12 protein-coding genes and 1 other RNA gene are annotated in these 15707 nt (G+C 52.7%); 2 read left to right on the top strand and 11 right to left on the bottom strand.

Features of this window, described 5'->3' with window-relative positions; genetic code table 11:
• Nucleotides 1-30: 30 nt before the first annotated feature.
• Nucleotides 31-425, top strand: a transfer-messenger RNA (tmRNA) gene (gene ssrA, locus OZX72_RS06510).
• 240 nt (nt 426-665) lie between these two features.
• Here the strand turns inward: ssrA and OZX72_RS06515 are convergent.
• The 4 genes from OZX72_RS06515 to OZX72_RS06530 form a co-directional block, all read right to left on the bottom strand.
• On the bottom strand, nt 666-1499 hold the full coding sequence (locus OZX72_RS06515; RefSeq protein WP_277157871.1) for a DUF2806 domain-containing protein: 834 nt from the start codon (nt 1497-1499) through the stop codon (nt 666-668).
• A 300-nt stretch (nt 1500-1799) separates the two neighbouring features.
• Nucleotides 1800-2426, bottom strand: coding sequence for an N-acetyltransferase (locus OZX72_RS06520; RefSeq protein WP_277157872.1), 627 nt, complete (start codon nt 2424-2426; stop codon nt 1800-1802).
• A gap of 380 nt (nt 2427-2806) precedes the next feature.
• Complete coding sequence (locus OZX72_RS06525) at nt 2807-3928, bottom strand: hypothetical protein (protein ID WP_277157873.1); 1122 nt, start codon at nt 3926-3928, stop codon at nt 2807-2809.
• 4 nt (nt 3929-3932) lie between these two features.
• Nucleotides 3933-4433, bottom strand: coding sequence for a DUF4365 domain-containing protein (locus OZX72_RS06530; RefSeq protein WP_277157874.1), 501 nt, complete (start codon nt 4431-4433; stop codon nt 3933-3935).
• A gap of 325 nt (nt 4434-4758) precedes the next feature.
• Between OZX72_RS06530 and dtd the strand changes: the two genes are divergently transcribed.
• Entirely contained in the window at nt 4759-5244 is a 486-nt protein-coding gene (gene dtd, locus OZX72_RS06535) for a D-aminoacyl-tRNA deacylase (protein WP_277157876.1), read from the top strand.
• A gap of 107 nt (nt 5245-5351) precedes the next feature.
• On the opposite strand, the gene OZX72_RS06540 is transcribed toward dtd, so the two are convergent.
• The 7 genes from OZX72_RS06540 to murF form a co-directional block, all read right to left on the bottom strand.
• Nucleotides 5352-6800, bottom strand: a complete 1449-nt coding sequence (locus OZX72_RS06540; protein WP_277157877.1) for an FtsQ-type POTRA domain-containing protein — start codon at nt 6798-6800, stop codon at nt 5352-5354.
• The gene (gene murC, locus OZX72_RS06545; protein WP_277159391.1) at nt 6800-8533 is read right to left on the bottom strand and encodes a UDP-N-acetylmuramate--L-alanine ligase; all 1734 of its coding nucleotides are present in this window, start codon (nt 8531-8533) and stop codon (nt 6800-6802) included. The genes OZX72_RS06540 and murC overlap by 1 nt, the downstream gene beginning before the upstream one ends.
• A gap of 182 nt (nt 8534-8715) precedes the next feature.
• Nucleotides 8716-9891 carry a UDP-N-acetylglucosamine--N-acetylmuramyl-(pentapeptide) pyrophosphoryl-undecaprenol N-acetylglucosamine transferase gene (locus tag OZX72_RS06550; protein ID WP_277157879.1) on the bottom strand — a complete coding sequence of 392 codons (1176 nt, stop codon included), beginning with the start codon at nt 9889-9891 and terminating at the stop codon, nt 8716-8718.
• A gap of 71 nt (nt 9892-9962) precedes the next feature.
• Nucleotides 9963-11411 (bottom strand): putative lipid II flippase FtsW, encoded by a 1449-nt coding sequence (gene ftsW / locus OZX72_RS06555; protein WP_277157880.1) that lies wholly within the window; start codon nt 11409-11411, stop codon nt 9963-9965.
• Nucleotides 11404-12837: a UDP-N-acetylmuramoyl-L-alanine--D-glutamate ligase gene (gene murD / locus OZX72_RS06560; protein ID WP_277159392.1), complete on the bottom strand. Its 1434-nt coding sequence runs from the start codon at nt 12835-12837 to the stop codon at nt 11404-11406. Before murD ends, ftsW begins: the two co-directional genes overlap by 8 nt.
• Before the next feature lie 129 nt (nt 12838-12966).
• On the bottom strand, nt 12967-14070 hold the full coding sequence (mraY, locus tag OZX72_RS06565) for a phospho-N-acetylmuramoyl-pentapeptide-transferase (protein WP_277157881.1): 1104 nt from the start codon (nt 14068-14070) through the stop codon (nt 12967-12969).
• Nucleotides 14067-15695 (bottom strand): UDP-N-acetylmuramoyl-tripeptide--D-alanyl-D-alanine ligase, encoded by a 1629-nt coding sequence (gene murF, locus OZX72_RS06570; protein WP_277159393.1) that lies wholly within the window; start codon nt 15693-15695, stop codon nt 14067-14069. The genes mraY and murF overlap by 4 nt, the downstream gene beginning before the upstream one ends.
• Nucleotides 15696-15707: the final 12 nt, after the last annotated feature.

Raw genomic sequence — 15707 nt, forward strand, 5'->3', positions numbered from 1 at the left:
CGGGCTTGATAATTTGATAATTCAAAATTTGGGGATGATCGGTTTCGACGGTGACCTGTTCGTCGCAGGGAAGCGTGCCGAGAATGTGGAGTCCACTCGAGATGACCTCCACGAAACAACAAGTGCTAAATCTAATCGCACTGAGTTCGCTCTCGCTGCCTGAGCTTCGCGCCAGGATTAACCAGTGAGCAGCTGCTCCGTCCACTCCTTCTCGTCTTCGGGAGGATGTTGGGCGTCATTAGAGGACTTGCTTGAGCCATTGAACCACAGGGTGACTCAGGGACTTTAACTGTAGATATGCTCGCCATCCATTGTCCGCGACACGGATGGGGGCAGAAAAACCGCCAAAAGGCCAGCGGACTACGCACGTAGAAGACTGAGGGTTCGGTTACCGGACCGGGGTTCAATTCCCCGCATCTCCACTCACACAACGCCGCCAGGGTTCGCCTTGGCGGCGTTTTTGTTTGGTGTTGTAAGCAATTCCCATTAAAGAGAAACTCAGCAAAGCGGTTTAAAACAAACCTAAAGCTATTAGACAAATGCGATGGCTGAATTGCGTTTTAGGTTATGAGAATATACGATTCATTCTGTTTGTCAGTCAAATGTCTTTATCAGCCAAAATTATCATGTGCTGTTTGACATCACACATTTTATATTATTGTCTTTTAAAAACAGTTCAGATAAAATGGGAAGCTCAAATCATAGCGCTCCGACAGAGGATGGTCAATCATTTCTTCAACCCGCTCCTTCCAGTTGATTTTGACAGTACCTATTGGACAAAAAGTAGCAATTTCCCTTCCTATAGATGTTAGAGGATGGAAAGAAACGAACCCCGCCAAAGCCGAATATTCGTTGTCAATATGAATCTTCTTACCTTTGGCAACAAGAATATCCCTGCCATCGCGAGGTATCTTACAATTCTCGTGAATCGACGACGCAGTTACGCCCATTTCCTCAAGTCGAACCAGCAACTCACGAGAGAACACCTCAGAATCTTGGGGTTCCACAAAACAAATATGCTCTTCATCCTCTGGAATTGCCTCGAGAACAAAACTATAAGAAAAGAAAAGCATTAGCACATCGGCGTCTCCTCTTGAAAGAGAATCAATCACATCAAGAGTGCGTTTCGACAACAATCCCGGACTTTTCAATTCACCGTTCAGGATCTTAGACATCAACAATTGTTTCTCATCGTCATTAGTTCGTTTTGCTATCTCTCTGAATTTCTCTAACCAATCCAACTCCACATCATCCGGATTATGCCAGTTTTCATATCCGTTTGCTATTTGAGTAGCACCATTAAGAATCTTAGCTACATTTTCTTGACCATGAACTGATTCCAAATACCCGCACCAAAGCACGTTCTTCATTCCCTCAGGCATATCAGTCGCATAAAGCTCTTTGTAAGCTTTTCGTTCTGCCTTCAAATCACGTCTTCCCACATGTGCAGGATCACCAATTCCTAAAAGATGCGACAACCGCACAAATGCTTTTGACAAGTAATTGATGCCTTTGCTTGTACTCTCTATAGCTTGTCCAACAGCTTTCGCCTGTCCCCCCAGGTGACAACGTTTCACTCATACGCTAAATCATATTCTTTACAAAAAGAAAATCCAAAACTTCAACTATGGATAAATCCGATTATCGAATATGCAATTGCTTTTCAAATAATCAACATAAATTGAAACCTCAGCCAAAACTTTCCAATACTCTAGCAATTAGTCTCACGACCATTTTCCAAGAGCCTTGAGTGGTACACTTCATTCCAAAATCCTTAAAGCTTCCAGCAGCGGGAAATGTTAATCCAGTGTTATAGGTTCGAAAAGATAAGGCTTATCCTCAAATGATTCTGGCTTAAATTTGAGCATCCAAATATGATATTCGGGAAGTTCTTGATCCTGACCCATGTCTTTAAACCCGTATGACGAGAATAAAGAGACACTTGCGGCATTACCAGGATTTATTTGAGTAACAACCTTGGGAGTGCGATTATTATTTGCTGCGTCATCTTTCAGACAATGCAGTGTCTGATCCAGCATCAGATACCCGACGCCCTTGCCTCTTACAATGTTGTTCCGGGCTATAAACGAAATGGCATACATGCCTTCCGTCTTTTCAGTAGTCTCACGAACGACACCGAATTCAGAGAACGCGTAAATAGTACTTTCTCCTTCGACTTTCAGCACCATACGGTCAATACTGTCGTCCTTTTTCAAGTGCCGGACATTCAAGTCCCGTATATACCGTTGCACGTCCATTTCCCACTCTGGAGAATTAGACGTGCAACATTGAAAACCACGAAGTGCCCTCTGATCGTCAGAAGAACACTCATGACCACTGAGCATGAGGATTTTCATCGTGCCAAAGGCTTGTCTTTTTTGTCCTGTACGCCGAGCTGTCGTGCCGCTTTGCTCAGCGAAGACCATTTGGCATCAACCATGTCACGCGGTTTTCCATCAGTCGGCGGCGTATAAACTTTCATACGTCTTGCAACGGTTACTGTCTTTGCCATTATCATTTCGCCTCCGCTTTCTGTAAACAGTTATATATATTATTCTCAATAGTCTTCATATCGTATCACGAAGATAGTGAAATAACTTGATTTTCAATTTTTGACACGACTATTTAGCTTCTTTCACCCAACCTAGAAGCCGTTATCTTTTATAACAGGGCATGCAAACATCGTTTGAAAATTCTCAAAAAGAGAACATATGAATAAAATGAGACAAATCTTATTTATGTTAATGAGTTAGATCCTAAAAACACATTGACAACGATATAAAATTACTTCTCCTCAAAGACCATCTCAATGTATAAGTTCACCAACCGCATGTAGCTCTAACGGATTGTCCATTCGTAGTCCGGATCGACTCTCAATCTTTCCATGCGCAACAACGGTAACACGATCTTTCATCCACCTAAGCGCTATATTGCGTTGATCGGCATCTACTTTTACCCTGACAATAGATGAACGACCATTATAGTCACATTGAATAAAAATATCTCCAGTAAGATCCCCCTCCGGGAACATCATACCTACTAAAATTCCAGAGATATTATTGGAAGTCGGATGCCTCCAACTTTTAAGTGCTTGTCTTGTATGATCCAAGAAATTAATAACTTCCGACGAACTTTCAAAACTTACACTTTTAGCATTCTTCGGGGCAGAATAGCTTTCACTCCATTTAAACTCTATATCTATATCGGGGCGCTCCGGGGTAGACAAGAAATTGACAGTAGATTGAATAAGCTGGGTACTGACTCCTGCATATACCATATCTGTCAATTGATTGCTATTCGGTTCAGTTGAATGTTGAACTGTATCGTATAGAATCGCCAGTGCACTGTTAAGAGTCCGAGTCATTTTTCTATTATCCGGTTCAACAAAATCCATTCCTGTTTCTAATTTTTCCAGTAGCTCCTCTTCGTCTGTATCTAATTTGGGTGTTCTCAGCTCAACAAAAACAGGAATAATGTACGAACCATGCTCAGTCTGCCCCACTCGAACATCAGTGAGTTCTTCCCTTACACTCTTTGGATAAGATCCATGAATATCAGCCTTTTTCTTATTCGCTGTGACCCCAACATACTTCAATGATTTCGTTGCAAGATTTGCAAGTGCCTGAGCTTCATCTAAAGAAATAGTCGCACCACTTTCATCAGACGAAATAGCACGAAAACGTATTTCGTCATACGATGATACAGATAAAGATAACGCAGTATTTAATTTAGAAGTGGGTATGCCATCGCCCTTAGCAATCCTCTGCAGAATTCCTTCATATTCATAAGACGCTGTCTCAAGTTTAGAGGGAATCCCTACCAAACTTTCATTCTTTTGCCACAATGTGCCAAAATCACCATTCCGCACAGGGTTCCAATTTTTTTCTTTTAAGTAAGCATTAAGCCTATCGACAAGTTTAGTAGTCATGAGTTCACCTCCTTTGATTAGCTTCCGAAATTGTATTTGGATACTTACTCTGTATCAAGTAGGTTTCCCAGCTCCTAACCGCATCTTCATTCAGTCTATTCGTTTTAGGGATATGTACAGTGTCTGGAATATTTTCTAAATCGAGACGTAACCAATATCCTTGCGTCTTTCTTAAAAGGCTACCTTCGTCTGTAATGTCAAACAAATCATCTTCGTCAGGAATGACAACTACCACAAAAATCGGAGGATACTCATTTTCTTTCCATTTTATTTTCCACTGATTTTCAATCGGATATGAGAGGAAGTTCCCATTTGATATCCATTGGGGAACCGTTGTGCATTTCACTTGGACACGCTGCTGAGCAAAAGGATATTCCACATTGATATCTATTGCATTGACATCTTGGCCTTGTTTGTCAGATGAATAACCAGCCGATGAACAAATCAATCGCATATATTGTTCACCGATACTGCCTGTCCTTGCAGTTCCGGTTAAATTTTCCATAATAAATATTTATACTCTTTCCAAAAAAACGAAGCAAATCAACATCAAAAATCTGCCAAACTATCTGAGTATTTTAAAGAGTCGGGTACTTCTCAAAGACAAATCACATTTTTCTAAACCTATTGATATCTACTTAATAGTTCTCTGAGCATCTTTAAAAATCATTAGAGATTAAATAACTTCTTTCCTTTAATTTTTATAAGATTAAATCAATTTCAGACATAAATCCTCTCAGGAAGAGTTGTGAAGAAGTTTAAAAATCAATGTTTTCGGAGAATGCACAAGACTCATCTTCAAATAGTCATCTCGCGCTAGACTGTGAACCATGAGAATCGTTTTGCAGAAAGTCAGTAAAGCCGATATCGACGTCGTCGACGAAATCAGCGGAGAAATCGACACCATATTCGAACCACAGCATATCGGCATCGGATATGTCTTGCTCGTCGGAGTCAGCGACGAGGACGGACAGGAACAGATCGATTGGCTGGCACGGAAAATCAGCAAACTGCGCGTCTTCGAGGACGAGAACGGAAAAATGAATCTTTCGTTGGCCCAGGTCGGTGGCGAAATCCTGTCGGTTTCACAGTTCACGCTGTTCGGCGATGTTCGAAAGGGCAACCGGCCAAGCTTCATCAATGCCGGTGAACCCGAACACGCCAAGCGCATCTGGCTTCAATTCAACGAGGCCCTACGAGCCGAAGGCGTCAACGTGAAAGAGGGCCGTTTCGGCTCGCATATGCGCGTAAGCCTGACCAACGACGGCCCGGTAACTATCCTCTTCGACACCGACGAGCTGATGGCCAAACACTGATTTTCCCAGCGTAAGGCAAAGTCCGAGCAAAATCGGGAGACGCAAAGCAAAACATTGATTTCCTTCGCGTCTTCGTTTTTGCACATCAGCTATGTGCCAGCGTTCACTTATTTGATGATCGGGCGCAGCGGAGCGGAAACGTCGACCTGATGCTTGTCGCCGATCTTGGTGGGGTCGTTGATGATCTTGTCGACCACGGCCTTCTTGAGCTTCATGTCGGAGGCGTCGCCCCAGACGATGACGCGCTGGCCGCCGTTGAGCTCCGTGGTAATCGAATCCTGCGTTTTTGCGGTGACCTTGGTGATGGAGCCGCGCATATTGTGCGGAAGGAGGTTCAGGATCTTCAACGCCTGCTGGACGGAACGGTCGCGAAGGCTCGCCTCCACATTGCCGACTTCGATGACCGGGATGCCCTTGGTGGAAACGTCGCCGACCTTGTTGAGCACGCGGCCATAGCCGTCGACGGCGGTTTCGCTGCCGTCAGGCGTCTTAAGCATGGCAGCCGGCTCTTGCGCGGTGATACTGACTTTCAGCCCTTTAGGATATATTTTCTCGACCTTGGCCATCGAAACACCGGGAATGTCCTTCAGCTCCTGCTCGACGTCCCCGCCCGAAACCAGCAGCAGCGATTTGCCGGCCTGTTTATCAGCGATGGAAACGATTCGGGATTTGCTGACCCACTGATTCTCGCCGGATACGGAAATCTGATGCGGGTCAAGCAGAAAGACCGGCGAAAAGAAGAGCACCCACCCAAGCGCCGCCAAAAGCGCCACGACAGCGAGAGCTGCCAAGACCTTGGTCGCCGTCTTCCACGCGCTGATCCGCCGACGTTCCTTCAGACGCGCATTGAAATCGATGACCTTGGGACGGGCCGCGACGCCCAACGGACTGGAGGTCTGGCTCAAGGTCTCCCCCACCAGATCCTCATTTTTGAGCGCTCTGGCATCGACGAAGCCCCCGGGAGAACTCTTGGTAGGCCCACCGAGTGAGGAAGCCGAACGCGGCGAGCGCGCAGTCTGGGGCTTCGCACCCCGGTCGGCATCGGTCAGCGGCTCATCGATGCCGTATTTCGGTTTGGCGGCTTGGCGGCGATGGAAAAAACCGACGGCTTTTTTATTGCGTGATTTTGGAGAATGAGAGGATCGAACGGTTTGGTTGGACTGGCTTGATTGAACTGTTTTATCGAATCGACCAGAGCGTCCGCTATCCGACGCAGTTTTCGAAACGGCAACCCTGCGGCTGCTGCGACGCGGATTTATCGTCGTGTCATCGCCAGCAGTTGAACCAGAGACCACGGAACGCGCCTGACGCCCGGAACCGCTTTCGGAACCTCTCCTCGACCGGTCAACAGATGTTCGCCCGTTCTCGCCGTAACGAAAATCCGAATTCCCTGATTTTCTACGCTTTCCGGTAGCTACACCGAAATCGTTGACCATCTCTTCGTCGTCAGAAGCCGAAAACCTCCGCGGCGACGAAGCAGTGCCACGGCCATTACGTCCACGACGACGCGAACCGCTTTTGCCCCCGCTTCCGCTGGTTACACGGCGGCCGGCCATCAGCGCGACTCCCCCGCACGCGCTTTGAGCAGACCAAGCATCACATCGTCCATCGTGGTGACATCGCCGGCCCCGACGGTAATCAGCACATCGCCAGGCTTTGCATGGCGAACCAGCGTCTCGGCACCTTCCTTAAGATTCTTCGAAGTGGAAATCCAACCCTCGGCAGGGTTGTGTTCCAGACTGCCTGCAGCGTCCACGACAACCTGCGAAGTGATGTCCGGGAAATCCTCCTGACGTTCGCGCGCTGGGTAGATGGGCGCGATGACGACATCGTCGGCTTTGGCCAACGCCGCGGCGAACCGCTTGATGAAAAACTTCGTACGGCTGAACAGATGCGGCTGGAAAAGCACGCGAATGGTGGAATCCGGGTAACGGCGACGTGCCGCATCGAGCAATGCCACAATCTCGGTGGGATGGTGGGCGTAGTCGTCGACAACAGTGACTCCATCCTCAACGCCGTTGACTTCAAAACGCCGCGACGCACCTTTGAACGTTGCGGCCGTGCGGGCGGCGAGTTCCGGGTCCATACCCAACAACGTCGTGACGATCATTGCTGCGGTCGCGTTGCGGGCGTTGTGAATACCGGGAATCCGCAAAGTGACAGGAATGCTGTGTCCTTCGTCATATCCTGCGAAACCAGCCGGCAGTTCGATGGTGAACCGTTCCGTGCCACCCCCTGCACTTTCCTGTTCCGAAAGGATGCGGACAAGCTGCGGACAGGCGGTTCCGGCAACATCATTTTGTATGACATCTTTACGTGCGTCAGCGCTATGATCCGCGTCATTCATGCCAGCGATTTGAGCGATATCAACGGTTTGCGCTGTGGTATAGCAGATTGTTCTGGCAGCCACTTCGACCGGCAACGCACGTACGATGGCCTGCGCGCCTTTATCATCGACGGACATGACCACATAGCCCTTGGCATGGCTGGCATATTCGACGAACGCCTGCTGGTAGTGTTCGGCATCGCCGTAATGGTCGAGGTGATCGGCTTCGGCGTTGGTAATCAGCGCGAATTGCGGCCGATACTTCTCGAAACTGCCATCGGATTCGTCGGCTTCAGCCACTAGAACGTCGCCGCTACCCGCATGTCCGCCATCGATGGCGACACCGTCTGGCCCTTGGATGGAACCGCCGATGGCATAGCTCGGGTCGGCGAGCTTAACGACTTCCGCGCTGGTTTTTCCACTACCTTCGACACTCACATTGTCGTTCTTACCGGCTCGTACACCAGCGTTGGTATTGCCATCTGCATCAGCCCGCGCCCCGGCATTAACGAGGATATGGGAAATCAGCGAGCTGGTGGTAGTTTTGCCATGAGCGCCCGCGACGCTGACGGCACATTTGCTGGCCATCAGCAGCGCAAGGATGTCGCTACGATGAACGATACGAGCCCCGGCCGCCACAGCAGCAACAATTTCCGGATTATCCGGTTTGATGGCGCTGGAATAGACGACGGTCTGCACACCAGCCACGTTTTCGGCACGCTGGCCGAAATAGACCTTCACGCCCAAAGCAGTCAACCGATCAGTCTTGGAGTTGGCCGCGCGATCGGAACCGGAGACTTCTACGCCTTCTTCATGGAGCATTTCGGCGAGCACGCTCATGCCGGCTCCGCCGATGCCGATAAAATGCGTCCGTCCCAACGATGTCAAGGAATCCGACGGACCGAACGCGGCCTTCGTCGGGTCGAGAATGATGGGTTCAGAGCTGATAGTTGACTGCAAGATACGCTCCTTGGACGCTAAGTTTTTGACGATGCACAAACACCACTGATGCCGTTATACCTGATTTTTATGTCCCAACGAACCCCGAGTCAAAAACCCACGCAGACTACTTGCAATTCAACCACTCGCAAGCCGAAGAAAGTATGACAATCAAGAATATAAAACGGAAACCTTGCAGCGACGAGCTAACGGGCGGAACCAGAATCAGCGAAATCCAAAACCACTCCGGCCATGGTTTGCGCGGCGTCACGGATGCCATAATCGTAGGCCTTGCGGCCCATGGCCTGCAGACGCTCGCGGTCGGCAATCAACGAAGGAATATGCTCGCGTACCCAATCCGACGAGAAATCGTCATTGGCGACCATCAGCCCGCCTCCAGCATCCACCACAGGCTGGGCGTTGAATCGTTGCTCGCCGTTACCGATGGGCAGCGGCACATAGACAGCGGGCATGCCGATGGCGGCCAGTTCGCTCACAGTTCCTGCGCCGGAACGGCAGATGACCAAATCAGCCGCGGCGAACGCCAAGTCGATGCGTTCGAGATATTCGGCGACATGATAATCGCCAAGACCAGCGTGGGCCGGGTCCAAATCGGTAAGCATCTGATCCCCCGCAACGTCACGCACACGCCGACTCACTTCGGCGCTTTTCTTGCGTCCGGTGAGATGAATGATCTGCGTGACTTTCAAGAGCTCCACGGCCGCGCCACTTACAGCTTCATTAAGGCTCACCGCTCCCAGAGAACCTCCGGTGACGACCACCAAAGGACGTGCAGGGTCAATGCCAAGCTGCGCGGCGGCAAGTTTACGTGCGGACTCCCTGTCATCTTCCAGTTTTTGGCACAATTCCGCCATCACCGGCCGCAACGGAAGCCCAACACGCCGGATTTCCGCGTTTCCATGCGTCTTGAGCCCGGTATCTTCGTAAGCGGTACCGATGAAATTGGCCCAACGGGCACCCAGTTTGTTGGCCATGCCTGCACGGGCGTTCTGCTCGTGGATGACAATCGGAAGGCCCATGGAATGTGCCACGGAATAAACGGGAGCCGAAACGTAGCCGCCGAAACCGACCACTACATCGGCCTGACGACGTTCAAGAATCGCGCGTACTTTTTTCTGCTCCTGGTGCCAGCGACCCGGGAAACGCAGCGCCTGCATATTGGGGCGTCTTGGGAACGGCACCTTGGCTATCGTGTCAAGTTCGAAACCAGCTTGCGGCACCAGATCACGTTCCAGCCCGACGTCGGTGCCGACCACGCTGATGGCGGCCTGTGGATCTTCACGCTTGATGGCTGCGGCCACACTCAACAACGGGTTGACATGCCCGGCCGTACCGCCTCCGGCCAATACGATATGTTTCATATGCTCTTTCCCTCGGCTTGCCTCGAAAATCCTGTTTTCAACATCTTCTAATAAGAATTATCCGACATCTTTCAGACACGTTGCGCCGCAATGTTGGCTTGAATCTGAGGCTGCTTCCTCATCATACTGGTAGCCACGCCTGCCGCGAAGAGGCACATCACCAGGCTCGACCCGCCAGCCGAGACGAACGGCAACGGCACGCCCATCACCGGCAGCAGGCCGATGACGACCATGATGTTGACCAGCGCCTGGCCCACAATCCAGATGGCGATGCAAATAAGTACCCGCGAGGCGTATTTGTCGGGTGTCTGCAGGGCGATGACGAACATGCACCAACCGAGAATGGCGAAGAGAATGACCACAGCGGCAGCACCGACAAACCCGGTTTCCTCACCGATGATGGCGAAAATGAAATCGTTATGGGCCTCGGGTAGGTAGTTCCATTTCTCGCGCGAATTGCCGATACCGACACCGAAAAAGCCGCCGGAAGCCATGGCGTATTTGGCATGCATCGATTGGTAGCACTCCCCCTGCAACGCGGAAGCCGGGCACGGACGGTAGGCAGCAGTAATACGAAGCATGCGGTTCGGGCTCGTGACCACGAACAGCACGACCAACGCCACCAGAACGAGGGCGGAAATAATCATCCATTTGGTCGGGAAACCACCGACCAGCATCGCCGTGACGCCGATGGCCACAAGGATCATCGCTGTGCCGAGATCGCCGCCGAGCATGACGGCGCCCAGACAAGCCAAGAAAATGACCACCATAGGCACATAGGCTTTCAGCCCTTCGAGCTTGTAGTGTTTCGCCGCCGAAGCCACTGCCCAGGGCATCCACATGCACAGCGCGAGTTTCATGACCTCCGCCGGCTGCATGGTGAACTTGTCGGGAATGCCGATCCAGCCTTTGTTGCCATTGACTTCAACGCCAAGCGGCGTCATGGTCAGAAGCTGGAGGAAAATCGAGAAAATCACGAACACGAACGAAAACCTGCGGTAGCTTTCGGAGTGGACCCGCATCGCCAAAAAACAGAAAAGCAGGCCGAGCAGGCAGTATAGCCCTTGCATCATCGCCTGCTTCCAAGGCGAAAGGCCCAAGGCAATCATGGTGACCGAAGAAGCCGAAAAAACCATAACCACGCCGAAGCAGGTCAGGGCGATCACCGAGATGCGGAAACCGTAGTAACACCAAAGGGGGTTCAGCAGGGCGTGAATGCCGGTATAGTCGTCGACCTTGAGCACGTCGGTTGCGCCCGTATCATCCGGTTGGTCGGAAACGCCTACAACCTTGGCTTTTTGATAGAGCAGGGTGAGACGGGATTGCGGTTTTTTTCTGCTATCGTTGCCGCTGTTCCTATTTCTATTTGTGCTTCCGCTTCTACTTCTACTTCCGCTTCGTAGTGCCGAGCTTTCGTCCCGCGCGCTTCTGGATACGGCATTGCGGCCGGTGCGAGGCTTTCGTCTGGGTTGCCGTCTGCCCGGTTTCGTTTCGTCCCGCTCGTATATGCGTCTAACCATGCTTTTGCACCCAGTCATGGGCGGCATCGGCGAATTGCGCACCGCGGTCGGCATAGGAAACAAACTGGTCCATCGAAGCGCAAGCCGGTGCCATCAACACCACGTCACCACCCTCGGCATAGTTGCCGGCAGCCTCTACGGCCCGGGCCATGACGCTGGCTTTGTCTTTCGGATCAATCACCGTAAGCGGGATATCCGGGGCGCTGGATTTGAACGCGTCGAGCATCGGCTGCTGGTCGACACCGATGATGACCGCGGCCTTGATGGTTTTGGCCTGATTAGCGACGAGATCTTCGAAATGGCCGCCTTTGGCGAGTCCTCCGGCGATCCAGACCACGGATTTGGGTTTGTAGCTAGAAAGTGAGGCGTGGGCCGCATGGGCGTTGGTTGCTTTGGAATCATCGACGAAACGCACGGTGCTACCATCATTCAAATGTGCGGTTGCAACGGTCTGGATGCGATGGCCGCCTGGTGCGAAGGCACGCAAGGCATCGAGGCAATGGCCCGGGTCCGCACCCAAGCCCATCGCAAGCGCGAGCGCGGTGATGGCATCGGCAAGCAGATGCGGGTAAACCGTGCCGTCCGGCTCGCACAGATGTGAAAATTCGGTAACTTTGGCCAGCGCGTTCATATCGCCGGTCGGAGCTCCAGCCAGTCCGCTGGCGTCGACGATCCAGCCGTCGGCAACGCCGATCTGGCCGGGTTGCGGAGCATGGAGCGTGAAGCCGATCTTGCGGCATTCCGGGCCGGTCTGGGCGGCGTCGGCCAAAGCAGAAACACGCTTATCATCAGCGTTGAATACCAAGACTCGCCTGGCATTGTGGAAGACCTTGGATTTGTCGGCCGCATAGTTGGCCATGCCGCCGTGCCAGTCGAGGTGATCGGCGGCGATATTGGTGATGGCCGCGCAATCAAGTTCAAGGGAATCGGTGAAATGCATCTGGAAACTGCTGAGTTCCACGCACAGCGCGTCGTGTTTCGGGTCGAGCGCGGCCAGGCTCACGGATTTGCCGATATTGCCGACGGCCGGTGCGTCCATGCCGCAATGGGTGAGCATGGCGGAAACCATCTGCGTGGTCGAGGTTTTGCCGTTGGTACCGGTGATACCCACCCATGCAGCAGGTTCGTGCGAGGCGGAATGCTCAGCCGGCACGCGCAGTGCCCAAGCCAGTTCGACTTCGCTGACCACGGGAATGCCCCGACGCTGGGCTTCGAGAATAAACGGGGTACGCGGGTTGAACACCGGGGAGGCCACCACGATATCGACCGTATCCCAATCGATATCGTCAAAAGAATGCAAGTCGGCTTCCGGCTTCTTCTCGTCGACGCTCAGTACATGACCTGCCCGGCCTTGCAACGCTTCGACGGCACCACGTCCGGAAACCCCGAGACCGGCCACCAAAACGGTCTTGCCGCTCACTTCCAAACGCGACGAACCGTTTGCCGAACCGGTACGATCAACCTGCGAAAAACCTGAATCCCCTGCATGCTGCATGCCAATCACCTTTCCTTGTCCCCTATCCTGCCGTCGCCAAACGCCACAAGTATTCGCGCTCTAAAGCAACAGACCGGTATGCGAGGCCCAATCCGTATAGAAAATCATGAGGCCGATCAGCACGAACATGAATTCGATCATCCAGAAACGGACAACGACCTTCTGCTCGCTCCAGCCCATCAGCTCGAAGTGATGGTGAATCGGTGCCATCTTGAAGACGCGCTTATGGGTGAGCTTGAAGCAACCGACCTGGATGACGTCGCTCATGGCCTCGATGACGTAAAGTCCACCGATGATGACGGCGAGGAATTCGGTATGCGTGGCGATGGAAAGTGCGGCGAAAAGCCCGCCCAGAGCCAATGAACCGGTATCGCCCATGAAGATGGTTGCCGGGTTGGAGTTGTACCAGAGGAAACCAAAGCACGCGACGGCGGCACAGGCGGCGATAATCGTCAAATCCAGCGGGTCAGAAACCGCGTAGGAATAGCCCACCTTTGGGCCGCCCTTGACGTGGTAACTCTCCCAGAACGCGATGAGGGTGTAGCCGGCCAAGGAAATCATCGAAGAACCGGTGGCCAGTCCGTCCAGCCCGTCGGTCAGGTTGACGGCATTGGTCCACGCGATCATCAGGAAATTGACCCAGATGACAAAAACGACGATGGAGACGGCCTTGCCAGCGAATTCAAAGCTGAAGAACGGGTGCTCGATGAAGCTCATGCCCGCCTGGGCGGAGGGGAATCCCGACTTGGTGGGAATCAGCAAAGCCAGCACGGCGTAGATAGTGGCGAAAACGAACTGGCCGAAGAATTTGCCGCCGACACTCAACCCGGTGTTCTGTTTCTTGCGCACCTTGGCGAAATCGTCGATGAATCCCAGGCCGCCCATCGAGACCATCGCGAAAAGCACAAGAACGGCTGACCATGAAATGGCCTGACCGCCGGTCAACCCACGGTACACCGCTGAAGCACCCCAGCCGAGCAGTACGGCGAGGATAATGACCACGCCGCCCATCGTGGCCGTGCCACGCTTCAAGAGATGCGATTGCGGACCGTCCTGACGAATGTACTGGCCATAGTGCAGCCGGTGCACCACTCTGATCATGAGCGGCGTGCCAACCATCGTGACTACAAGGGAGACCACGATGCCGATGATGAGGGAAATCAATGTTTCGGCTCCACTTCTCTACGTTCCTGCTTTTGCGCGTGTGCCCAACGTTCGGCCAAGGTGGAAAGCCCAGAAATATGCGAACCCTTGAGCAGCACGACGGTATTTTCATGCCGGCGGGCGGCCTCGGCGACCAACCGCTCGGCTTTAACTGAGCTATGTACCCATTGCACCACGACGGGGGTACGCGTTCGGCTCTTCGCCGCGCCCTCGCTCGCGTTTCCCTCTTCCTGCTGTGCACCCTGCGCCAAAGCCTCGGCCAACCGGTCGAAATGCTGGTCGGTTTCGTTGCCGACGGCAATGATCTCGTCGATATCAAGGGATGCGGCATAGGCGCCGATCTGCTGATGCAGTTTAAGCTCGTCGCCTCCCAGCTCAAGCATCGCGCCCAAAACGGCGATACGATAGGGTTTTGAGGTCTTTGTATCCTGTGTATTCTTGACCGAAGCGGTTTGCGACATTTCGCCGGCAGGCTGAGTCTTGTCCGCGGATTTGTCTTTAGCCTCCCAGCGAGCCAAGCCGTCAAGCCCCGCCCGCATGGAATCGGGGTTCGCGTTGAAGGAATCATCGATCAGCGTGAAACAGGCATCTTGAAGTTCAACAGTGGAAACAGCCATGCGATGCGGACTAATGTGTTTCACGTCACCGAGTCCTGCAGCGATATCAGCCAAGGGCATGCCGAAATAATCGGCGACCGTCGCTGCGGCAAGTGCATTCATGACATTATGTGCACCGCCGATACCGAGATGCACCGGGACGCGAGAACCGTTCGAAGCCACCATGGTGAAGCTCGGGCGGTCCAGAGCATCGACGGTAACATCGGTGGCACTCATCCGCGCGACATCAGGCTTTGCGCTGCCATCCTTTCCAAACCAGAGCACCTTGCCCGGCGCGAATTTCGTCATAGACGCCACGTGTTCGTCGTCGGCATTGAGCACGGCGATGCCGTTAGGCACCAAGCCCTGCACGATCTCGCTTTTGGCCTGCGCGATGCGTTCGACCGAACCGAATTCTCCCAGATGGGCGACTCCGACTTTGAGAACGACGGCCAGATCGGGAGGCACGATACGGGTAAGATTGGCGATTTCGCCGACATGGTTAGCTCCCATTTCGGCCACGAAAAAGCGGGTGCTTTCCCCAACTTTCAATGCGGTCAGTGGCAGGCCGATGTCATTGTTGAACGAGCCGACAGGGGCTACCGTCTCGCCGAGCGAGGCCAGCAGCGAACGCAGCAGGTCCTTGGTGGTGGTCTTGCCGACCGAACCGGTGATGCCGATGACGGAAAAGGCCGAGTCAAGCTGGCGCCGCCGCACAATATTATGGTGCGCCAAAAGCCCCAAGGCCACTATCGTGTCGGAAACCACAATCTGCACGATGTCGTCGGCCCCGTCCACAGCGTGATCAACCAGCGCGGCCACCGCGCCCTTTGCTCCAACGCAAGAAACAAAATCATGCCCGTCCACGCGTTCGCCGTCAATGGCTACGAAAACCGATCCCGGCTTGATTTGCCGTGAATCGCTGAATGTGGAAGTGGCAACGGGTCCCTCCGGCATTTTGCGACCGGAACCTAAAACGGTACGGCCATTCACAGCTTTGGCGATTTCCCCAATCGTCATCGGCATCATGCCGGGTCGGCA

Source organism: Bifidobacterium sp. ESL0769, from assembly GCF_029395495.1.
GTDB lineage: Bacteria > Actinomycetota > Actinomycetes > Actinomycetales > Bifidobacteriaceae > Bifidobacterium.

Excerpts from the sequence above, each read along its gene's own strand:
- OZX72_RS06520 (WP_277157872.1), bottom strand. The coding sequence starts at position 2,426 with ATGGTCTTCGCTGAGCAAAGCGGCACGACAGCTCGGCGTACAGGACAA.
- OZX72_RS06525 (WP_277157873.1), bottom strand. The coding sequence starts at position 3,928 with ATGACTACTAAACTTGTCGATAGGCTTAATGCTTACTTAAAAGAAAAA.
- OZX72_RS06530 (WP_277157874.1), bottom strand. The coding sequence starts at position 4,433 with ATGGAAAATTTAACCGGAACTGCAAGGACAGGCAGTATCGGTGAACAA.
- dtd (WP_277157876.1), top strand. The coding sequence starts at position 4,759 with ATGAGAATCGTTTTGCAGAAAGTCAGTAAAGCCGATATCGACGTCGTC.
- OZX72_RS06540 (WP_277157877.1), bottom strand. The coding sequence starts at position 6,800 with ATGGCCGGCCGCCGTGTAACCAGCGGAAGCGGGGGCAAAAGCGGTTCG.
- OZX72_RS06550 (WP_277157879.1), bottom strand. The coding sequence starts at position 9,891 with ATGAAACATATCGTATTGGCCGGAGGCGGTACGGCCGGGCATGTCAAC.
- ftsW (WP_277157880.1), bottom strand. The coding sequence starts at position 11,411 with ATGGTTAGACGCATATACGAGCGGGACGAAACGAAACCGGGCAGACGG.
- murF (WP_277159393.1), bottom strand. The coding sequence starts at position 15,695 with ATGATGCCGATGACGATTGGGGAAATCGCCAAAGCTGTGAATGGCCGT.